We start from the raw sequence: 20,758 nt of genomic DNA, 5'->3' as shown, positions 1-20,758 counted from the left end.
GTCGAATGACTTACTCGAGGTTGGCGTGCAGCGCAAAGCCTTTGGTTAAGTGATATCCCGTCGACTGCGCCAGATTCACAATCATGGCATCGCCCAGCACCATGACCGCCTCTTCAAACAGGCTGCCGCCGGGCAGAATACCTTTCACGTTATCGGGTCCATCCGGCAGTTTGTCGGTATAGGCCGGGATCCTGACCACCACCTCCGCCAGATTCCCCAGCGTGGACTCGGGGAAAATGGTCAGCAGGGCCACTGTGCCACCCAGTTGCTTCGCTTTCGTAGCCACATTCACCAGCGAAGCCGTTTCGCCCGATGCGCTGGCCAGCAGCAGCAGGTCGCCTTTTTGCAGCGCAGGCGTGACCACATCGCCAACCACATGCACCTTCAGGCCGATATGCATCAGGCGCATCGCAAAAGCTTTCAGCATTAACAGCGAACGCCCTGCGCCAAAAACAAACACCGTGTTCGCTTCAGCAATGGCTTGCTCCAGACGCACCAGCGCAGCGCCATCAATCCGCGCCATCGCCTTATGCAGGTCGCTACAGGCAACGCCTGCAACAGATTGCGTTTCCATCATGCGTCCTCCTGACAGAGTGGGAATAAATCATCCTCATACTGGAGCATCCCCATGATTTCCCGGACATAGTTATCGACATGCCCCAGAAAATGGAAACGTTCCGGCGCGGCGCGATAGCGCTGGAAAAGCGGCGTATCGAAGGTGATGCCAAGATGCGAGTTCTCTTTGACGGTCGCGAATTTGATGCGCGGAATATGCGGGTAGTAATGATTCTTGCGCACGCAGAGTTGCCCGTTCTCTTCCACGATGTAGCAGGCCATACCGTGGTAAAACTGCACCGTGTCGTAGTGAACCGCACAGGGTTTATACGCCAGGTTGCTGAACACCAGCGGCCCGTCGCCGATATTGATGGAGCAGTGGCCGTAATTCGGCGGCACGATAATGCTCTGCCCCTCCTTCACGACGGCCACGATAAGATCGTCCACCCGCAGATCTTTTGGCTCAACGGCAAAATCCGGCGACTTTTGCAGGATATACGCCGCCGTGCCCTTAATCACTTCATACACTTCCGGATGGGTGTTGCGCCGCGTATCGTTATAGCCGTGATAATGACCGCTGGTTTTCTTGCGCTCCTTGCCGATCGTTCCTGGCATGATGATGGTGATGTCATACTGGTACTGGTCGGCAGCAAGCCGTTCCTGATCCTCCGCAAAGCTGAGCCCGCGATAAACATCGTAAGCCGGTTCATCACGCTGCACTTCGGTGAATTCCGGTAAAACCACCGCCATCTGCCCGGCGCTTTTGCGACCAAAACCGAGATAGTTCAGCGGCGGTTTCAGCGCCATTACGCCGTCGTCATCGAGATACAGCGGCAAGCCGCTGTGGTGTAGCTGTTTCATTTTGCCTCCTGTGTATACGCGTTAGCTGCGCGGATCGCCTCTTTCAGCCGATCGGATTTCATGCCAAAGACGCTCTGAATGTTGTTCCCGACCTCGACGACGCCCGCCGCGCCAAGCTGTTTCAGCAGCGCTTTGTCCACCAGCGACTTATCCGTCACGTCAATGCGCAGACGCGACATGCAGGCTTCGATGCTGGTCATATTCCCGAGCCCGCCATAGGCCAGAATGATGCCGCTCACCAGATCGTTCTGTTCGTTTTCCTGAGTCACCGCGCTTTCTTCGACTTCACGCCCCGGCGTCAGCAAATTCCAGCGGCGAATGGCAAAGGTAAACAGGACGTAGTACAGCGCTCCCATCACCAGCCCGACCGGGAACACCATGTACCAGTGAGGCGCGCGCGGCAGGACGCCAAAGAACAGATAGTCGATAAGCCCGCCGGAGAAAGAGAGCCCGATGTGCACGCTGAACCACTCCATCAGCAGGAACACCAGTCCCGCCAGTACTGCGTGAATGCCATACAGCACGGGCGCAACAAACAGGAAGGAGAACTCAATCGGCTCGGTGATGCCGCAGACGATGGAAGTGATCGCGCCAGAGAGCATAATGCCCTTCACCCGCGCTTTGTTTTCCGGGCTGGCACAGCGGTAGATCGCCAGCGCAATCGCCGGAATGCAGAACATCTTGATGGGCGTCAGCCCGGCCATAAAGGTTCCGGCGGTAATCGGCACCTGGTCTTTCAACTGGGCAAAGAAGATGAGCTGGTCGCCATGCACCACCTGCCCGGCTTTGTTCACGTACTCGCCAAACTGCAGCCAGAACGTCGGCCACCAGACATGGTTAAGACCAAACGGGATCAGCAGCCGCTCGACAAAACCGAACAGGAAGGCGGACACGCCCGGCCCCTGCACCGTCATGGTATTCGACAGACCGTTAATCAGATGCTGGACCGGCGGCCAGACCACCGCCATCAGCAGCCCGACGAACAGCGCGGCGAAGGAGGTCACTATCGGCACAAATCGCTTGCCGGAGAAGAACTCCAGCCACGAAGGAAGCTGGATGCGGTAATAGCGTTTATACAGCCAGGCGGCGATAATCCCGATAATGATGCCGCCAAACACGCCGGTCTGGAGCGAAGGGATGCCCAGCACCATAGTGTAGTCACGCACCTGCGCCACCGACTCGGGCGTGATCCCAAGAAACTGGCCGATGGTGACGTTCATAATCAAAAACCCGGCGATCGCCGACAGCCCGGCAATGCCCTGATCGTCACTGAGTCCCACCGCCACGCCGACCGCAAACAGCAGCGGCAGGTTAGCAAAAATCGCACTGCCCGCTTCCGCCATTAGCTTCAGCACGTGAACCAGCCAGTCTGCGCCGAGAAACGGCAGGCTGGCGACAATATTGGGATCCTGAAAGCTGACGCCGAAGGCCAGCAAAATACCGGCGGCAGGCAGCATGGCAATGGGGATCATTAACGATCGCCCGATGCTTTGTAACATTTGCAGAAGGTTGAATCTTTTCATCTCGATCTCCTGAGCGCGTCTTTATGACAGGGATTCGCACAACAGCAGGTTCTGCTCCGAACACCTTCAGTATCCGAATCGGATGTGATTAAAAAAACAGCAATCAAAGACGAAAGTTATTTCCGGTTTTCGCTTAAAACCGGAAAATTTATGAGGGCAATCACGCCGGAAACCGTCAGAAAGGGATAAAAGAGGAAATCGCGTTCGGTGGGAGGCCATCATATGAGTATCTTCGAGGCGCATTTTCGCAGGCTGCACGCCCGCTACGGCGCAGGCCAGACGCACGAATTACAGATGCAGGAGATCGCCGCAATCTTCGGCTGTTCAGTGCGTAACTGCCGTATTGCGCTGAAAAAGATGCATCAGGAAAAATGGCTCGACTGGCAGCCCCAGCGCGGGCGCGGCAAGCGCTCACGGCTCCACCTGTTAACCTCACCGGAAAAACTGTTCAGCCAGAACGTCCATAAGCTGCTGGAGAAGCAGGATTACGGCAACGTGTTGCGGTTTATCGGCAACGACAAGTATCTGCTGGATCGCCTGAGCCTGTGGCGCTTTGGGGTACAGGATAAAAGCAGCGAAACGCGGGTACGCATCCCCTACTATCGCAATCTGGATCCGCTTAATCCGCTCGTTCCCCTACGGCGGACCGAACGCCATCTCCTGCGCCAGTGCCTGAGCGGGCTAACGCGCTATGACGCCGTTCAGGGCAGGATCGTTCCCGATATCGCCCACTACTGGACCCACAACGACGACTTTACCCGCTGGGAGTTCTGGCTGAAATCCACCGCCCGCTTTGCCGATGGCAGCGAACTGGATGCCAGCACCGTTCAGCGCTGCCTGCTCGCCGCCAGCCAGAGCCCGCAGTTCGCGCCGCTTTTCAGCCCAATCAAAAGCATCACCGCTGACGCCCCCTGGCATCTGGTGATTGAAACGCATCATCCGGTCAGGCGTCTCGACTGCCTGCTCGCCACTCAGCCGACGATGCTGTTTGATTACCAGCACGGACACATGCGCTGTACCGGTGCTTTCCACCTGCAGGAGCACAGCGACAACTTTATGGTTTTGCGGCGCAATCAACACTGGCACCAGGCGCGGCCCGGACTGGATGAGATAACCATTTTTACCTGGGCACCGGAGCATATCAGCATGAGCTTTATTCCCCTGCTGCGGGGTGAGGAGGCGCAGGATGACCGCCCGCTCAACGAGCGTAGTCTGGAGCAGGGCTGCTGCTTTGTACTGCTCGACGGTGACGGGGCCTTTGCAGATGAGGCCGGAAGACGGTTTATCAATTACCTGCTGCAACCTGTCGAACTCCTCAGCCAGACGCAGCTTCCTGACGAATACGCACGCATCCTCTCCGTTGCTCAGGGCATGCTGCCGCAGTGGAATCACCGCCCGGTGGATTTCGGCGGGATCACCGCGCCGTTTAACCTGCGTCAGCCGGTTATCATCAGCACCTTTCAGCAGCCGGAACTGGTGGAGCTTGCCGGAGCGATTCGCATCCTGCTTGAACGCAGGCATATTCGCGCCGAGATACGGATCGACGCATTTGACAGCTTTAACAGCCAGCCGCGCCCCCCTGCGGATATCTGGCTCAGCAACTTTATGCTCGATACCCTTTCGGTTCCGGCATTTCTGGAATGGCTGGCTTCCACCGCGCTGTTTACACGCTTGCCTGAAGCCCAGCGACAAAACCTGAACGCGCTGTTACCGACGATTCTGAACAGCGACGATGCACAGGCGTTCGCTACGATTGCCGCCTTTTTCCATGAGATTACCCACCAGCGATATGTCATTCCTTTGCTGCATCACTGGATGGAATTTGCGACCGAGAAGTCATTTACCTGGCGGGATTTAAATACACTGGGATGGCCGGATTTTAGCCAACTTTGGCTCGAATAATGCTACGCCCGCAAAAGCTCGCTAAAGGGCCTTTAAAGGCCTTTAAGGGTAAGGGAGAGAAGTGCGGGATTTGGGTTAGGGGAACGATAGGCAAATTCAGCCCTCACGACTGAGACTGTTCAAAAGCCACTATACTGACGCCCCAAGATGACTTTACCGTCAGCTCCGATTGCTGAACACGTCAATGTCAGCGAAGATATCTGCATGAGCCAGATCCCGGGTTTTGTAGACCCGTTTTCTGATGCTCTGCTTTTCAGTGAACTGAAGCAAGATCGTAGGAGTGAAACAGTACCGCTGGCAACTGGGGCATTTTCTCGCTTTTGCGGAGGTCACCACTGAGCTTAGATTCAGCTTATGACGTCAGCCGATAGTGCGACTGCACCAGACCAGAAGGGAAGCTGCGGATGGATAATAGCGTCAAATCGATATCATGGGGTAATACTCCGAATAGCGGTTTTCCCGAACCAAGCAGGACAGGAACGGTAGTGATAACGATATCGGCGACCAGACCTTCGCGCAGGAATGACTGTATTAACTGCCCACCATCGATATAGACCCGGTGCACATTCTTCTCCATCAGATCAGCAAGAGCCTCTCTTGGCGTGCGGCATGAAAACTGCACTTTACCCTTCAGCGCCTCGGGCACGGGGGTATCGGTTAGCTGCCGGGAAAGCACCAGCACAGGCCGATCATAAGGCCATTCGTCAAAAGTCAGCACCTTCTCATAGCTGCCTCGCCCCATAATAATCCAATCTTTGTCCGCGATGAATGCGGCATAGCCATGGTCTTCTGTCGGGTCATCGCGCTTCAACAGCCAGTCGATATCACCATCTTGTCGGGCGATATAACCATCAAGACTGACCGCGATGAAAACATGTGTGGTGACCATCAAGAGCTCCGTATTCAGGTTGCATATATCTCGTTGATTTTAGCAATGTCCGCTCCAGGCACGAAGCGAGCAAGTTACCTAAGCTGAAGGTCTGCTGTGAGCGAAGAGCAGACATTTGCTTAACTGGATGACAAGAGACTTCATACTGCAGCTCATCCATCACGGTTGATTTGAAACGGCAGATTATTCAAGCAGCGAAGCTGACCGTTATCATATAGATGGTGAGTCGGGAGTTTTCAGGAATGGAAAGACATCGCCCACATGGTCGTACCGTAACCACATTAGAGGCAGATGTACTTCGTGAAATTTGATTATTTCAACCTATCAGGTTTGAAGATTTTATTAAAAAAACATTCAGGAATTTGTGAATGATGAGAGACAAACATGCATGGACTATCTATGTTACTTTCATACAGAATGAAGCAATATGATAAAAACACACTGACTTTAGTGATTAAATTCAGGAGATTGCGATGTTTAAGTTAATCATGGCCAGAGAACCGGACGTTTTTGACCGCAGGCCGTGTATGGAGCTTGAGCTTATAGAAGGCGAGGAAAGCTTCTCGATGTCCCGCATGCTGGAAGGCAACCCAAGCCATATTTACAGTAAATTAATCCCAGTAAGACCCAATACCTTAAAAGCACTCGCCATGTTACCGGAGTTGTTAATGACCGAAACTTATATGAAAGATGATGAAAATGATAAATAACGCGCATTGCACACGATATCGCAACAACCCTCAACGATACAACTTCGAATTCCCGGTCAACTTGTTGATCTTCTTCTTCGGCCCAACCAAACCCATCGCCACCTACTCAATATGCTCGCTCGACGTGCTGGCGATGCGTTCGCCATATTCCGCGTATGTTTTGCATGATTGTGCTAACGCGCTAAAAGGCATGGCGAAAATCTCGCTATCCGCGCTGCTCACCTGCTGCAACTCGCGCAGATAATTGCCTTATGCCAATAACATCGGCAGCGGCGCAACAATCACGCCGGGATAATTCACTCCATCCGCGCGCCATTGATCCGCTCCGACTATATCCCCCATCAACTTTCCAAAATTTATGCCGATAACATTTGCAGCATCCATTGCTAACCCGGCGGGCAACTGTTAATCGATCACGATAGTGCAGCGATACGTATTTGCGGCGAATTCAATTGACTTCTCAATTAAGCGGTTAAGGTGTAAACAGTATGCGCCAGGGCGCGAGAAAGGTGCTTGCGTAATGTATTGCAAAACGCACTTTTTAGGGATAAACCACTAAATAATCGCCAATAAATGAAAGGATCTTCCTCTAATGAGCTTAAGCAAGAGAGATATTAAAATCCTCCAGCAATTGCAGCAGGACGAGCGCATATCCAATCAACATCTAGCCGATGAAATTGGCCTCTTCGCATCGCCGACCTGCCGCAAAGTCCGCAAACTGGAAGAGGACGATGTGATCCAAGGTAATCGCGCCGTGATTAATCGAAAAAAGATTGGCCTTAATGTAATGATATTTGTGCGCGTCACCATTGATAGCCAGAGCGAAGCCGAAGCGCGCAAATTCGAACAAGAAGTCATGGCGCTAGATAATGTGGTTTCCTGCTACAGCATCGGTGGCGATGCGGATTTCTTATTACAAGTGGTTGCCGCAGATATGGGGGCGTATGTGGATTTCGCGATGTCGGTGATTCGCAGATTGCCCATGATTAAAGAAATGCATGGTATATTGGTGTTGAAGGAGATAAAGTAAGTTGCGATTTAGCCTTTATTATGAAAAATTGATTATTATAATTCTCTCATCAAGGAATATAGTGTGTTGAGCAACAGAAATAGACTTATTATCCAAACAGTAATATTCATTCTTGTGATGTTGTTCTTGTACATGAAACTAAGCGAAGGAGATTTTGTAAATGCAAAAGTGGCAGTAGCCATTGCGGCAATGGCTTATCTTTGGGCATGTCCTAATCACCTGGATTACCTGGTTTATTTTGCTTCTCGCGCTATCTTTAACAGAAAGATTATTGCTTCTTTTAAAGCTTATAACGAGAAGAAAGACTTTCAATATTTATCTATTCAATTGAATACTGCAGCTAAACAATATTTCAATAAAGTAGGTTTAACTAGACATTTCATCGAGATATCGTCACCTATTGAGTGCGCTGCATTACTTTTAGCTATGCAAGGTGAGAAAAATCCATTCAAAATACAACCAAATCTAACCGTCTCTGATTTTAGAAATATATCATATAAAGCAGCACAATATGATTTGTATAGGTCTGCTCTATTGTCTAGTTCATTAAGCAATTTGAATTATAACGTTAATGATGACTTATCAAATATTGATGATGCAACTTATCAAGTTGCAGATGATCTTAAGAAACACTCTGACGAGAATTTTTATAGAGCGCTACAGACTACCGAAAACGATGAAATGATTGTTTTTAGTACGACATCCCAAGTGTCCTTTGACATAATCAATTTGCTGAGGAATAATAATAAAAACATTAAAAGCATTTCATTTTTTATATGTAGCCCTTTTGTTAAAACGGATTCAGCAATTTCGAATATGTTCACGGAGTACAGAAATCCTTTCTTTGCCACGCCTGTAGGTCAATTTATTCTCAACTCTGACGGAGAGGTCGATGAGAAATTAGATGTCATTAGGCGTGTCATGAAAATAATTAGTTCGATCAGTAGTCTCGTTGAATTATCGACCTCAGAGGGATTTGATGTAAATGTTAATATTTTCAGGGATTTTTATCCTGGCGTAAAGATAAAGATTCTTAAAAACAAAAAATTTATGCAAATTCAGCCTGGAAATTTAACCTATGCAAATAATCTATATAGGTTTGGCGTTGAGGTTACATCATCGTCATTATTCGATGAGGTAATGCAATCAATCAAGTCTTACACATCATTAAATGAAAAAGTACAAAGACTCAGTTTGGACGAAAGTGAACTTGTTTATTTTAAAAATAAAGCCCTATCTGAATTAAGTCTTTGGTTGTTGGAACAAAAGGTTTTACCTGAAGAATTACTAGCCAACAAGAATAAATTAACGACTAGCATTGGTGACGCTCAGTCATCTAAATGGATAGATTCAATTATTGAATCCATTTGTTATTCTAGAGATTGTTCTAAGATCCCCTTAAATAAAACAGTAAAAGATAGCGTTGAATCTTTTTCAGCTCACTATGATAGTAGCAATACCGCAGGAATATATATAGGTTCTAATGAATACAAAAATCAGTATCACATTACAGTAGCTGCAATCTTCATTAGCGAAGATAAGATTCTACTAATAAAAAAATCTGATTCAGCGTATAATAAAAGATTTAGTATTGTAGCTGGCCATCTAGAAAATGGTGAGAGCCCTAATGTTGCTATTGTTAGGGAAGTTAAGGAAGAGTTAGGTATAGATTTTTGTAATTATGAATATCTAAAAAAAGAATGTGGCGTAGAAGATCGGTGTAGACATGGTTTGGCGCTACATGACTGGTATATTTATTTATCAAGAGAGTCTATTGATATTGAAAGTTTGAAATTTGACAGAACAGAAATCGAATATCTTGAATGGATTTCTTTAAGTGAAATTGAGAGCATGAAAGATAATTTGACTGAAGGTGCTTATTTGATATTTAAACGATTGGGGTATATCCATGAATAAAATCATCATAAGGCTACCAGGTGGTGGGCGGATAAGAGATAAGCATCAAGCACAAGATGTGTCTTGGTGGAGTTATAGAAACTTTCATATAGAGCCTGATTTTTATTTAGGGATTTCTAATGTTTTAAAATCCAATCCGGAATGCACATTTTATATAGTTTCAGGTGGTGTTGGTGCATTTATGTATACCAACTTATCTAAAGTTCTCAACAAGAATGACAAGATTACATCTGCTATCGGTTGCGATATTGTAAGTACTCTACATAAAATTATTATCAACAATTTAGTTGAAAATGAGGTGAACGTTTGTCCATCAGAGGTCGATTTGGAAAATTTAATGGATTTTAATAAAGATGAGCATGCATGCTATTTTATTAGACCAAATCCTAACATTCTCTCCACTGATAGCCTTGCCGCCAGCGTAGCGTCAATAGTCGATGCCGATCTCATTCTCTTCATAAAGGAAGGCGCACCCACATATCATGTGGGGTTTGACGCCCCTACAAAAATAACCGAATGGAGCATTGAAAATATTAGGAAGAAGTCTGTAAGTGTTTCAGGTAACTATTTATTGGACTCTGAAGCTTTAGATATTTTAGGAAGGGAGATGTTGACGTCATTAATTATCCCTCCAGAACTATTTTCTGATTTCTCATACAATAAACAGCATTATGGGTTTGGAAGTAAAGATAACTACACGGAGCTTAAATATGATCTATTCTAATGTTGATATTATTACAAAGATAAATTCTGGTTCTATATTTATTGCTAACTATTCTGATGAGTGTATGAGGCCATCTAGTTATCTGCTTAGAATTAATCAAAAAGTCTTCCGGATGAAAAAAACTGAGTCATTCATAGATACTAAACACACAGATACTTCAGCATTTTTTGATGAGATTGACTTGAACGACAATGGGTTAATAATTCATCCCGGGGAGTTTATATTAGCATCATCAGTCGAAATGATTTCATTAGATCATACAGTTTGTGCCGAACTTTACCAACTATCTTGCTATGCTCGTATAGGTCTTGGAGTTAATTTTAGCTCATGTCATGTTGCGGCATCTTTTGGTGAAAATGAACCCTCATCAATTACTTTTGAAATAATTAATAGCTCTTGCAACTCAATAAAAATATATCCGGGTGTCAAATTTTGTCATTTAAGATTTCATGATCATGTCACACCAGCTACTAAGACTTATAATGGAATATATTCAGAGAAGAAGGAAGCGATGCCTGCTAATTTCGCTTTGAAGCCTGCTAGATAGTTTTTGGAGTCATAAGTAGGGCTGTTTAGAATATGGGTCAGCGTGGTAATGGTCCATGCGGCCTCATCAATCTGCTTTTTGAACCCCTGAACCTTTACCGGCATTTCTGTATAGAGATCGGCGCGTCCTTCTGCCAGCTGCATAGAGAACGAGGCCACCCCGCGCTGCAGGCGCTCCCATTGCATTTTTGCGGCCCGCTCCGCATTGCTGCGGTTGGCATAGGTCCGGCTGAGAACCAAAACATTCTCATCCGTTCCCATCAGATAATCACCCTGTTTGGCTTCCGGTTCTTTTACTGTCGTGGCTTTCTTTTTCCGTTTCCGCTTACGCTTCACCGCCACAGCCTCCTTCTTTTTTGGCTCACGCGTATGCAGCCAGCTGGCGATCACGCCGGTGTAAGCCCCACGGTCTGCCAGAGTAAACCGATGGCTGTCACCGTCTTTGCGGGTAATCGTGACAACCGGCAGCGCCTTGCCGCTGGCTGTTTTGCCCTGGCCCTGACGGAGAAACAGCAGATTGCCATCTTTCACGGACGCAATGGCGCCATACTGGCGCGCCAGCCGCATCAGGAAACTGGCGTCACTCTCGTTTGTCTGGTCGATGTGATCGACGGCTTTGTCTGTCAGGTATTTACCCAGCGCCATTTTCAGGTTGTGGCGCCCGACTATCTCCTTAACGACTTCCCCCACGGTTGTCTGGTGCCATGACTTTTCACGCCGGGTATTCAGGGTTTCCCGGAAGTCAGCGCTGCGGGCACGGATGGTCAGACGGTCAGGCGCACCACTGTGCTCAATTTCATCCACGGTATAGCCGCCCTTTGGAAACAGCGGCTGCCCTTTCCATCCCAGCGCTACCGTTATCACCGCCCCACAGCGCGGCAGCACAATCAGGCCGTCCGCGTCGTCCAGTTCCAGATCAAGCTGGTCCGCTTCAAAGCCCCGGTTATCCGTCAGCGTCAGACTCATCAGGCGGGTATCCAGCACGGTCGTCACGTCCTGGGCTTCTTCCAGTTCGATCAGCGTTTCAACCGCTTCCGAAAACAGGTTTTCAGGGTTCTGCTTACGGTTTGCCAGCGGGTTATGTTCGGCGCTAGCGCTGAAAGCCAGCATTTCGGTGCCAAGGCTCGCAGGATCGTCTGTCGCACCCAGCCCCACAAGGTAGGCTTTGCCGGTGTCGGCAAACTTCGTGCTGACCTCCATGGAGGTGAAAAGCTTCTGGCCCTTTTTCACCAGGGCCACCAGGGCGTCAGTGGGTTCGATATCGGCATAAAGCGCCATCTTGCCCGCCAGTGGACCGTCCTGGATTTCTTCTGCAACCAGCGCCGTCACCCTGCCATAGCGGTTAAAAGTGCTCTCCGGCAGATAAGACTTGATGTGCTCAAGGTTAATCAGCGCGGTATAGACCGTCGGGTTGTAGCTGGCAGCCATCTGTACCAGCCATTCACGCTGGATCTCGCGCCCGTCAGTGGTGGCACCCTCCCCCCCTATACGGAAACGCTTTGCTTTCACTGTCATGAGCCGTGCTCCGTTAGAAATAACTTACTGGAGCCTTATGTTTGCGGTGATGAGGGGAGTGAGACAACGCGCTGTATTTGTACGGTAAACCACACAAACCGCAGCCGGGGAAAGCCGCCACCCAAGGCCGTATGTTTGGGCCATGAACACGACACTGACCCCCGCAGACCTCGATCCCCGTCGGCAGGCCATGCTGCTGTACTTTCAGGGATACCGCGTAGCCCGCATTACTGAAATGCTGGGCGAAAAAGTTGCAACCGTTCACAGCTGGAAAAAACGCGACAAGTGGGGCGACTATTGGGCCGCTTGATCAGATGCAGCTCACCACCGCCGCACGCTACTGCCAGCTCATCATGAAGGAGCAGAAAGAAGGGAAAGACTTCAAGGAAATTGACCTGCTGGCGCGCCAGGCAGAGCGCCACGCCCGGATCAGCAAATTTAACGACGGCGGGAACGAGGCCGGCCTTAACCCCAACATGGCGAACCGCAACAAAGGCCCACGCAGGCAGCCGGAAAAGAACCTGTTTACCGACGAGCAGATCGAGAAACTGCAGGAGGTTTTCCACGATTCGATGTTTGCCTACCGGCGCCACTGGTGGGAGACAGGCAACCGCCACCGTATCCGCAACCTGCTCAAATCACGCCAGATTGGCGCGACCTTCTTTTTTGCCCGCGAAGCGCTGATTGACGCCATCACCACCGGGCGCAACCAGATTTTCCTCTCCGCCAGTAAGGCGCAGGCGCACGTCTTTAAGCAGTACATCATCGACTTTGCCAAAGAGGTCGATGTGGAACAGAAAGGCGACCCGATGACGCTAAGCAACGGGGCGTGCCTGTACTTCCCCGGCACCAACGCCCGCACGGCGCAGAGCTACCACGGCAATTTGTACCTGGATGAATATTTCTGGATACCGAAATTTCAGGAGCTGCGCAAGGTGGCCTCCGGGATGGCCATTCACAAGAAATGGCGCCAGACCTACTTTTCCACGCCGTCCAGCCTGACCCACAGTGCATACCCCTTCTGGTCCGGTGCGCTGTTCAACCGGGGCCGAGCCAAAGCGGACAAGGTGGACATTGACCTGACTCACGCCAGTCTGGCCCCCAGCCTGCTTTGCCCGGATGGGCAGTACCGGCAGATCGTCACCGTGGAAGACGCGGTGCGCGGCGGGTGTAACCTGTTCGATATCGACCAGCTGCGCATGGAGTACAGCCCGGACGAATACCAGAACCTGCTGATTTGCGAATTTATTGACGATCTGGCGACAGTATTCCCGCTCAGCGAGCTGCAGGCGTGCATGGTGGACAGCTGGGAAGTCTGGACCGATTTTCAGGCGCTGGCGCTGCGCCCGTTTGGCTGGCGAGAAGTCTGGATCGGTTACGACCCGGCGAAAGGTACGCAGAACGGTGACAGCGCAGGCTGCGTGGTTATGGCACCACCAACTGTACCGGGCGGGAAGTTCCGCATTCTGGAGCGTCATCAGTGGCGCGGGATGGACTTTCGCGCCCAGGCGGACGCTATCAAAAAGCTGACGCAGCAGTACAACGTGACCTATATCGGCATCGACTCGACCGGCGTCGGGCACGGTGTTTATGAGAACGTAAAAGCGTTCTTTCCTGCCGTGCGGGAGTTTGTCTACAACCGCAACGTCAAAAACGCCCTGGTGCTCAAGGCGTACGACATTATCAGCCACCGCCGTCTGGAGTTTGACGCCGGACACACCGACATTGCGCAGTCCTTTATTGCTATCCGCCGCGCCACAACCGCCCTACCTACGAAGCCAGCCGCAGCGAAGAAGCCAGCCACGCAGATTTGGCCTGGGCAACGATGCACGCACTGTTTAACGAACCGCTGCAGGGCGAATCCGCCAATACCAGCAATATTGTGGAGATTTTTTGATGAGTGAACTCGAAGCCTTAACCAGCACAATGCCAACAGAAGATACGGCGCCTAAAAACGCAGGCGTAACTGCCGAGGCTTTCAGCTTTGGCGATCCTATCCCGGTGCTGGACCGCCGAGAGTTGCTGGACTATGTGGAATGCGTACAGATGGACCGCTGGTATGAGCCGCCCGTCAGCTTTGACGGACTGGCGCGCACCTACCGCGCTGCCGTGCATCACAGCTCCCCGATTGCGGTGAAGCGCAACATTCTGACCAGTACGTTTATCCCGCATCCGCTGCTAAGTCAGCAGGCTTTCAGCCGCTTTGTGCAGGATTATCTGGTGTTTGGCAACGCCTATCTTGAGAAACGAACAAACCGTCTCGGTGGCATTCTGTCGCTGGAGCCATCACTGGCGAAATACACCTGGCGCGGCGTGGACCTCGATACTTACTGGTTTGTGCAGTATGGCATGACAACACAACCGTATGAGTTCACCAAAGGTAGCATTTTTCACCTGATGGAGCCGGATTTAAACCAGGAGATTTACGGCCTGCCGGAATACCTGTCTGCCATCCCTTCGGCCCTGCTGAACGAGTCCGCCACGCTGTTCCGCCGGAAGTACTACATCAACGGCAGCCATGCGGGGTTCATCATGTACATGACCGACGTCGCGCAGAACCAGAAGGTCGTGAACAACATCCGCCAGGCCATGAAAAGCGCCAAAGGTCCGGGTAACTTCCGCAACCTGTTTATGTACTCACCCAACGGCAAAAAGGATAGCATTCAGATCATCCCACTGTAAAAGGTGGCGGCAAAGGATGAGTTTCTGAATATCAAGAACGTGAGCCGCGATGACATGATGGCGGCACATCGAGTGCCGCCGCAGATGATGGGAATTATGCCAAGTAATGTCGGTGGCTTTGGGGATGTTGAGAAAGCCAGTCGCGTATTTGTACGCAATGAATTAATGCCCTTGCAAAAAGGCTACAAGAGCTGAACGACTGGCTGGGCGAAGAAGTGGTTAAATTTACGCCCTATATTCTTGCAGAAGAATAATTCCGAACTTATTTTTTTCTTCTTTGCTCACGCCTTGTCCTGGCTTCGATAAGGCGTTGAGGTTCAGTGTAAAGTCGCTCTAAAAACAGATAGGTAAAATCTTCAAGATCCTCAGCAGCAGCTTTATCCAAAATACCTTCATGCGCGCCATCATTTCCGTCATCTTTAACGCATTCAGCCAGTTCTCTTAAAGCTTCAGGTAAGAGATAGTTATCAAACAACCAATCCATTCTTAACCCTAGGCTTCTCCTTGTTTTTTGCGCAGGCCCTTGCTCCCCATCAGGAAGAAGTCTTTTTGTTGCATAATCAAGGCAAAGCCTAAACATGGTTGCCGCTGCATTATGACAACCAATAGCCAAACATTTCGCCCCTTCCTCATATGCACTATTGATATGCTCAGGTAAGAACTCTGGTGGCTCCTCTACTGCTAAGTCTGCCGGTGATATAGGTCTAACAACCTCTGCAACTTCCTTTAAGCCGAATGTTCCATTTGCCCAATTATAGCCATCTAAAGTTTTATTTTTCACTAAAGGCAAGCAAAGAAACATAGTCGTTTTATGGCACTCTCGGCAAACACAATAGACCTCGTACTCGTGCGTTTTACCTCCGCCTAATGTATTGTAAATTTTAGTGCAATTCAGCCCATTAACATCAAACGCTATTTTTTGTGATCCACATCGTGGACAGTCATCCACTAACATAACCATGTCAATTGCTTCTCCCTTTGAAAAATGAGTTTAAAAATTGAATATTCACGACTTCAAAAGCTAGCTTATTTGATACCATAAATTCATTAATTCAGCCATGAGCGCGCACTCGTATCCCCGCCACGCCTGCCCGCTTCATGTAGCGGTTTTCATGCAGGTGCCCAACATACGCAAAAGCCCGACAGTACTGGCGGGACGGAGATAAAACGATCCAGAAAAGATCATGCGAATCCATGCGCTTTAGATATGCGATCCAGTCATCACTAAGTGAAATCTCTCAATTTAGATTGACCAAGAAACTATCTATTACTCATCCTCAAGGAGAAGAAATATTCGAAATTTGCACAGTAAATTACAGGAATAAAAAAACTCACCTAGTAATTCCTCAGCATTAAACATTTAAACCATGCCCTTTCTTATAAAATAAGACGGAGTACAACTCCAGGCATGGCAATAACTATTCATAAGAATAGACCCATAGGGCGTAGGAATTTTATCTGTACCATCGTAAACCTCCCAAAAAGTATCAGCACCTGCATCAAGCATTCCCCCCCAATAACACTTGATATACTCCCTAGCTTTTTCAACCAACCCTGAGCAAATCATTGCCTCTACCAAATAGTGGGCTAAATATGGAGTTACAGGTTTAATTGATTCATTATTTGACAAAGACTTTTCAAGGGCTGTTTTTTGCTCTTCACTCGAACCAACGCCGGCTAAAATCATCCACACTTGACTTGCTACAGAAATTTGTTTTTGAGGCCCGCTTATAAAAACGTCTTGGGTATAAAATTTATCATATGAAGCATGAATCATTAGTTTATATTTTTTTTCTAAGTTCTCATTTAACTTGTCATCATGTAATTTATTAGCTAACTTACTCATCAATTTCAAGCAATAGATTAAGACCCCTTGCATTGAAGTTTGTTTATGTAGAACGTCTCCCCAATCTATAAATATCCACACATTACCTGGATCCTGAAAAACACCATTTTCATCAACATAAGACAATAGTTTATCAATTTGTATTTTTAATATCAGCCAAACATCTTTAAGCAATCCAATGTCATTTGTCTCTGTCACATAATCGTAAACAGTGCAACAGTACATTGCCAGATAATCTAATATCATGCTATTAGATGGGCGGGGATGTGGTTTTTCATAAATAGTTGGTGGAACAAATCCCCCCTTAACAAGCAACCCAGTGAATAAATAAATGCTTTTTTTTACAAGATGATAATTCTTGAAGGTTTGATAATTAACTAATGCTTGAAGTCTTAAATCCCCAATCCACATTCTACGATCTCTACGAGGACCATCTTCGAAAACAGTCTGCATGCAATCTCTTAATGTCGCAATACAAACTTCATCAATCCTTTTGAGTCTTTCGTCAGTTATAATAGTAGATACGCTCTTTAATTCACCTGCAGATGTCACCTCATTAAATTTAAAATCTGAAAAAATAAATGAATCACTTTGTGAAGATGCTACAATTTCAATTTTTATATATCTACAAGCAAATCTACGCTTCACGTTAATCTTACTTGGTAAGTCATCTACAGTTATAATTTCCTCAGGAAACCATGATGCGCTCAAGGGCCCATTATATGGATAAAACTGCCCTTGAATATCCATCGGGGTTTCACCAAATATTAATTTAATTCTCAATGGCGCATCGAAATCCCCTTTATCCCAATCCACCGCAAAAGAAAAATACCCAACACTATGTTTCTCTAAATCTAAAATTACTGATTGAGATTTTGAAAAGGATACTTTAGATAATTCCTCAACACTTCCAAGCACAACCCTTTCATATCCAAAAACATTATTTGATTTTTGAAAGCCAATATATTTACTGGGCTTTAAACAATGAGAGTGAAGCTTTGGAGTCAATTGATTTGCTTTATTTAAATATAGATTGGGATGAATTGTTTTTTTAACAGCATTTACCTCCCCGCTACCTAAAACCTTATGAGATATTCCACCCAAGATTATTGTTGCAGAAGTTATCAAAAAATCCCTACGATCCATGCTACCCCACCTATCTTAATATAATTACATTAAGAAATAAGAATACATTAGATACCTCACAAAATCAACATCACTAGATAATTAATAGAGTCCATAGCTATTTAAAACAAAACATCAATCTAGAAACGAACCAAAAATTTAAAAAATAGATAATACGAAAAGTATTAAGGAATTATTTCAGAATAACGAAGTTTCCAAAATCAAATAACATTTAATTTCTATCGAATGATTAATAATTTATATCATTAGGAACTTCTGTTTTGTTTATCACCTCATCCATTAACTCAGAAACCCACTGGATAGCCAGCTGCTTTTCTTCGTCATCACACTCATTAGCAGCTACAAGCCTGATAAAAAAATCAATGCGCTGGAGCTTCAACGACTCCAAAAAATAGTCCTGCATCTTCCCTCCTATCGATACTACCGGATAAATAGACTGCATATATATCAACTACTTACATACACAGTATAGAATAAATTTCCGGATGTAAAATGCTTTTTCGCTTTCAATGAGATACTTCGCAGAGAATGCAATAACCACCTGCCTTACAGTCGATTACGAATACCACAGCCGCCACTTATCATCTTCCCGCAGGCGCTGGTTGCGGTAGAAAATACGCAGCCGCCCCCGGACGGAATGCTGCCGCCACGTAAAAGCAGATCCACCTCTGTTTCACTCGCTTCAAACCCTCTCGACCTCAACTCAGCGTCGAGATGCTGGCGCTGCTGATCGTTAATTTCCTGTTTGTACCCTTTCCCCCGCTTCGGTTTTACCAGCCTCAGCCAGGCTGTCAGCTCCCGCCGTTCCTTCGCACTCAGATCGTGAAGGTCCGGCAGCTCCTCTGTCTCTCTGGTTTCAGGTAATTCGCCCCCTGATTGGTTCAAATTTTCAACAGGGGGACAGTTATTGCCACGAGTCCAAGGGGCGCAATCGCCCTGGTCGGCTGTCGCCTCCTGAACGTCAACGGCCTTACGAACCATTTTCCACTTGATGGCGTGCGTGCAAATCCGGCCCTCAACAATTGGGGACCAGATGCCATAGATACGGATTCCGTGATCGCCGTAGGCGCTCGGCTCGTCGTTAAGCTCGTATGCCGTTCTGACAAGATGATATTTACGGGAAACCAGCACGCTGCCCTGCTTCATGATGTAGTGGCAAAGCATCCCGCATCCGCAGCAGCCAGCACGGCGTCCAGACGAGCATTTTCCAGAACCGGCGCACCCGCTTTGTTGTCGCCCTGCGCTCTTGCAGCCTGACCAGCCAGCAATCGCAGCTCGCGGTATGCCTGACGCCCCGGAATACCAACCCAGGCACTGACATGCTCGGCGCTGTCGCGCGGTGATATACCGGTTTCTTTACTGATTTCTTTAGCCAGCCCGCGCCCGTCGATGTTCTTGCTGATGTATTTAGCGATATAGCTGGTCGGTGTACCTTTGCGCGGGTTGATAAGCTCGGGCTTAAAGCGCGGCCCCGTATTGTTGCCCAGTTCCTCACGGTCTTCACGGATGGCAAATTTACGCAGCAGCGCCGTGGTGGATCTGCGGTCTTTTTTGCGCATGAAGCACAGCAGATGCCAGTGTACGGTGCCGTCATGATGCGGCTCCGCAACGCGGACGCCATACCAGCGCATCCCGGCTTTATGCATTGCCTTGCGAAAAGCAGCAAACGTATCAACCAGGTAATCACTGCTCTGGCGGACAGTGGCGCTGGTCCACTTCGGATTTGGTCTGCCGTTGTTGAGGGTTGCGTGGAAGCGTGACGGGCAGGTGATTGTATAGAACACCGCGCAGTCTCCGCGCATTTCCGCGATCAGCTCCAGTCCTTTCACACAGGCCATCATTTCATTACGACGGTGTGCCGGGTTGCTGCTGCTGGCGTTCACCACGTCTTCCATATCCAGCGTGTCGCCGTCTGCATTAACCAGTTCGTGCGACTGGAAAAACTCCAGTGATTTGCGGCGCTGCTCGCGTTTGTGGATCACGGCTTCATAGCTGACATACGGCGATGCTTTCTTGTTGACCAGGCATACCGCACGCAGTTGTTCCTCCCGCCATTCACAGCGCATCTGCCACAGCTTGCGATACCACCAGTCCGCACACAGCATACGTGCAAGCGAGGGCGGGATAAGCTCATAAGGCACGGGTTTACGGCGGCGTTTCTTGCGGCGCAAGTTTCTCAAATGCAGGTGGTATAACCTCAAGTCGCATAGTTTCTGCAGCGACTTTTTCCCATGTCTGCCGGATTTCTTCCAGTTTTACATCATCGCTAGCAGACAGATCACCCCAGCCCGCATCAAGACACATGCTCATGTGTGCCGTAACCAGCGTGGAAAGACGTTTGACCTGATCCTGACTCATTTCCGGTAGAACCAGCAGCCCCTCCAGCCCGTCATGGCTCGCCATGAACCGGAATGAGGCTGATAGCCGTTTGAGAAATAAGCTCACCACTGCACGAAAATGATTCATTGCTTTAATCAGTTCCCGCTTTTCGTCAGTAGTCAGATCACTAATATTGACGCTATGACGTTCTGCCGGAATTTTTGCCATATAAAATATGGCTGCCAGTGCCCTCTCATTTTGTTTATTGTTCACGTCGCGTGGGTTGCGCATATCCCCAATAAGCCGCTCAAGTTCCGACTCGATATTCAGACCAAACACTTTTGCTCTTAACTCCGCTATGTGGTTCAGTCCGTCCAGGCGTTTACCAGGGCTTAATGGAACAGTCGCCGCAGCACCTTCGATAGCCATGTTTTTCCCTGTTTGGTTGTGGACAGATCAGCCAGCAGTGCATCCTGGGAACGGCACAGGTGCCAGCGCTTACCATCCTTCCCCATAATCCAACCATGGCCGTAGTGCATTGCAGGGTTTTGCTTAACGAGAAGTGATGCAAAAGATGGTTCTTTAGTCAGCAT

General features: G+C 48.5%; 15 protein-coding genes and 7 pseudogenes. 9 read left to right on the top strand and 13 right to left on the bottom strand.

What is annotated here, in order from left to right:
* Nucleotides 1-10: 10 nt before the first annotated feature.
* The 3 genes from hxlB to ptsG are packed head-to-tail and all read right to left on the bottom strand — an operon-like array spanning nt 11 to nt 2,939.
* The gene (gene hxlB, locus OGX98_RS15755; RefSeq protein ID WP_286595541.1) at nt 11-574 is read right to left on the bottom strand and encodes a 6-phospho-3-hexuloisomerase; all 564 of its coding nucleotides are present in this window, start codon (nt 572-574) and stop codon (nt 11-13) included.
* Nucleotides 574-1,416: a glucose-6-phosphate isomerase family protein gene (locus tag OGX98_RS15750; protein WP_286595526.1), complete on the bottom strand. Its 843-nt coding sequence runs from the start codon at nt 1,414-1,416 to the stop codon at nt 574-576. The genes hxlB and OGX98_RS15750 overlap by 1 nt, the downstream gene beginning before the upstream one ends.
* Complete coding sequence (gene ptsG, locus OGX98_RS15745) at nt 1,413-2,939, bottom strand: glucose-specific PTS transporter subunit IIBC (protein ID WP_286595525.1); 1,527 nt, start codon at nt 2,937-2,939, stop codon at nt 1,413-1,415. The genes OGX98_RS15750 and ptsG overlap by 4 nt, the downstream gene beginning before the upstream one ends.
* Before the next feature lie 222 nt (nt 2,940-3,161).
* Between ptsG and OGX98_RS15740 the strand changes: the two genes are divergently transcribed.
* The gene (locus OGX98_RS15740) at nt 3,162-4,841 is read left to right on the top strand and encodes an SgrR family transcriptional regulator (protein WP_256066354.1); all 1,680 of its coding nucleotides are present in this window, start codon (nt 3,162-3,164) and stop codon (nt 4,839-4,841) included.
* A gap of 147 nt (nt 4,842-4,988) precedes the next feature.
* Nucleotides 4,989-5,180, top strand: coding sequence for a hypothetical protein (locus tag OGX98_RS15735; RefSeq protein ID WP_286595542.1), 192 nt, complete (start codon nt 4,989-4,991; stop codon nt 5,178-5,180).
* 13 nt (nt 5,181-5,193) lie between these two features.
* Here OGX98_RS15735 and OGX98_RS15730 read toward each other — a convergent pair whose 3' ends face one another.
* Nucleotides 5,194-5,730 carry a dihydrofolate reductase family protein gene (locus OGX98_RS15730; protein WP_286595524.1) on the bottom strand — a complete coding sequence of 179 codons (537 nt, stop codon included), beginning with the start codon at nt 5,728-5,730 and terminating at the stop codon, nt 5,194-5,196.
* A gap of 473 nt (nt 5,731-6,203) precedes the next feature.
* Between OGX98_RS15730 and OGX98_RS15725 the strand changes: the two genes are divergently transcribed.
* Complete coding sequence (locus tag OGX98_RS15725) at nt 6,204-6,440, top strand: hypothetical protein (RefSeq protein WP_286595523.1); 237 nt, start codon at nt 6,204-6,206, stop codon at nt 6,438-6,440.
* Between the two features lie 30 nt (nt 6,441-6,470).
* Here OGX98_RS15725 and OGX98_RS15720 read toward each other — a convergent pair.
* A pseudogene (locus tag OGX98_RS15720) lies at nt 6,471-6,842 on the bottom strand (DUF2000 domain-containing protein).
* A gap of 190 nt (nt 6,843-7,032) precedes the next feature.
* Here OGX98_RS15720 and OGX98_RS15715 point away from each other — a divergent pair.
* From OGX98_RS15715 to dcd, 4 genes are all read left to right on the top strand, one after another.
* Nucleotides 7,033-7,470: an Lrp/AsnC family transcriptional regulator gene (locus OGX98_RS15715; protein WP_286595522.1), complete on the top strand. Its 438-nt coding sequence runs from the start codon at nt 7,033-7,035 to the stop codon at nt 7,468-7,470.
* A gap of 63 nt (nt 7,471-7,533) precedes the next feature.
* Nucleotides 7,534-9,387, top strand: a complete 1,854-nt coding sequence (locus OGX98_RS15710) for an NUDIX hydrolase (RefSeq protein ID WP_286595521.1) — start codon at nt 7,534-7,536, stop codon at nt 9,385-9,387.
* On the top strand, nt 9,380-10,111 hold the full coding sequence (locus tag OGX98_RS15705; RefSeq protein WP_286595520.1) for a hypothetical protein: 732 nt from the start codon (nt 9,380-9,382) through the stop codon (nt 10,109-10,111). Before OGX98_RS15710 ends, OGX98_RS15705 begins: the two co-directional genes overlap by 8 nt.
* Entirely contained in the window at nt 10,098-10,658 is a 561-nt protein-coding gene (dcd, locus tag OGX98_RS15700) for a dCTP deaminase (RefSeq protein WP_286595517.1), read from the top strand. The genes OGX98_RS15705 and dcd overlap by 14 nt, the downstream gene beginning before the upstream one ends.
* Here dcd and OGX98_RS15695 read toward each other — a convergent pair.
* Nucleotides 10,589-11,662, bottom strand: a pseudogene (locus tag OGX98_RS15695) (phage late control D family protein); the annotation flags it as partial. The gene dcd and the pseudogene OGX98_RS15695 sit on opposite strands and share 70 nt — an antisense overlap.
* A gap of 147 nt (nt 11,663-11,809) precedes the next feature.
* A pseudogene (locus OGX98_RS24095) lies at nt 11,810-12,172 on the bottom strand (GPO family capsid scaffolding protein); the annotation flags it as partial.
* A gap of 142 nt (nt 12,173-12,314) precedes the next feature.
* Here OGX98_RS24095 and OGX98_RS15690 point away from each other — a divergent pair.
* Both OGX98_RS15690 and OGX98_RS15685 read left to right on the top strand, forming a co-directional pair.
* Nucleotides 12,315-14,069: pseudogene (locus tag OGX98_RS15690) on the top strand (terminase ATPase subunit family protein).
* A pseudogene (locus OGX98_RS15685) lies at nt 14,069-15,108 on the top strand (phage portal protein). The pseudogenes OGX98_RS15690 and OGX98_RS15685 overlap by 1 nt, the downstream one beginning before the upstream one ends.
* Before the next feature lie 8 nt (nt 15,109-15,116).
* Here OGX98_RS15685 and OGX98_RS15680 read toward each other — a convergent pair.
* The 6 genes and pseudogenes from OGX98_RS15680 to OGX98_RS15655 all read right to left on the bottom strand — a co-directional run bounded on the left by OGX98_RS15680 (nt 15,117) and on the right by OGX98_RS15655 (nt 20,758).
* Nucleotides 15,117-15,815: a DUF4145 domain-containing protein gene (locus OGX98_RS15680; RefSeq protein ID WP_286595515.1), complete on the bottom strand. Its 699-nt coding sequence runs from the start codon at nt 15,813-15,815 to the stop codon at nt 15,117-15,119.
* A 399-nt stretch (nt 15,816-16,214) separates the two neighbouring features.
* The gene (locus tag OGX98_RS15675; RefSeq protein ID WP_286595514.1) at nt 16,215-17,846 is read right to left on the bottom strand and encodes an alpha-L-rhamnosidase-related protein; all 1,632 of its coding nucleotides are present in this window, start codon (nt 17,844-17,846) and stop codon (nt 16,215-16,217) included.
* 229 nt (nt 17,847-18,075) lie between these two features.
* Nucleotides 18,076-18,249: a hypothetical protein gene (locus OGX98_RS15670; protein ID WP_286595513.1), complete on the bottom strand. Its 174-nt coding sequence runs from the start codon at nt 18,247-18,249 to the stop codon at nt 18,076-18,078.
* 153 nt (nt 18,250-18,402) lie between these two features.
* Nucleotides 18,403-20,273, bottom strand: a pseudogene (locus OGX98_RS15665) (replication endonuclease); the annotation flags it as partial.
* Nucleotides 20,265-20,594, bottom strand: a pseudogene (locus tag OGX98_RS15660) (DUF5347 family protein); the annotation flags it as partial. The pseudogenes OGX98_RS15665 and OGX98_RS15660, both read right to left, overlap by 9 nt.
* The gene (locus tag OGX98_RS15655; RefSeq protein WP_286595512.1) at nt 20,558-20,758 is read right to left on the bottom strand and encodes a phage filamentation protein Fil family protein; all 201 of its coding nucleotides are present in this window, start codon (nt 20,756-20,758) and stop codon (nt 20,558-20,560) included. The gene OGX98_RS15655 and the pseudogene OGX98_RS15660, both read right to left, overlap by 37 nt.

It is taken from the genome of Citrobacter sp. Cm046 (assembly GCF_030333065.1).
In the GTDB taxonomy this organism is placed as follows: Bacteria; Pseudomonadota; Gammaproteobacteria; order Enterobacterales; family Enterobacteriaceae; genus Citrobacter; species Citrobacter murliniae.
The sequence above is the reverse complement of the archived record's forward strand: the minus strand, read 5'-3'. Positions and strand labels throughout refer to the sequence as shown.

Coding starts and splice junctions, on each gene's coding strand:
- OGX98_RS15670 (WP_286595513.1), bottom strand. CDS start 18,249: ATGCAGGACTATTTTTTGGAGTCGTTGAAGCTCCAGCGCATTGATTTT.
- OGX98_RS15730 (WP_286595524.1), bottom strand. CDS start 5,730: ATGGTCACCACACATGTTTTCATCGCGGTCAGTCTTGATGGTTATATC.
- OGX98_RS15740 (WP_256066354.1), top strand. CDS start 3,162: ATGAGTATCTTCGAGGCGCATTTTCGCAGGCTGCACGCCCGCTACGGC.
- OGX98_RS15705 (WP_286595520.1), top strand. CDS start 9,380: ATGAATAAAATCATCATAAGGCTACCAGGTGGTGGGCGGATAAGAGAT.
- OGX98_RS15735 (WP_286595542.1), top strand. CDS start 4,989: ATGACTTTACCGTCAGCTCCGATTGCTGAACACGTCAATGTCAGCGAA.
- hxlB (WP_286595541.1), bottom strand. CDS start 574: ATGGAAACGCAATCTGTTGCAGGCGTTGCCTGTAGCGACCTGCATAAG.
- ptsG (WP_286595525.1), bottom strand. CDS start 2,939: ATGAAAAGATTCAACCTTCTGCAAATGTTACAAAGCATCGGGCGATCG.
- OGX98_RS15715 (WP_286595522.1), top strand. CDS start 7,033: ATGAGCTTAAGCAAGAGAGATATTAAAATCCTCCAGCAATTGCAGCAG.
- OGX98_RS15750 (WP_286595526.1), bottom strand. CDS start 1,416: ATGAAACAGCTACACCACAGCGGCTTGCCGCTGTATCTCGATGACGAC.
- OGX98_RS15655 (WP_286595512.1), bottom strand. CDS start 20,758: ATGCTGACTAAAGAACCATCTTTTGCATCACTTCTCGTTAAGCAAAAC.
- OGX98_RS15725 (WP_286595523.1), top strand. CDS start 6,204: ATGTTTAAGTTAATCATGGCCAGAGAACCGGACGTTTTTGACCGCAGG.
- OGX98_RS15675 (WP_286595514.1), bottom strand. CDS start 17,846: ATGGATCGTAGGGATTTTTTGATAACTTCTGCAACAATAATCTTGGGT.
- dcd (WP_286595517.1), top strand. CDS start 10,098: ATGATCTATTCTAATGTTGATATTATTACAAAGATAAATTCTGGTTCT.
- OGX98_RS15680 (WP_286595515.1), bottom strand. CDS start 15,815: ATGGTTATGTTAGTGGATGACTGTCCACGATGTGGATCACAAAAAATA.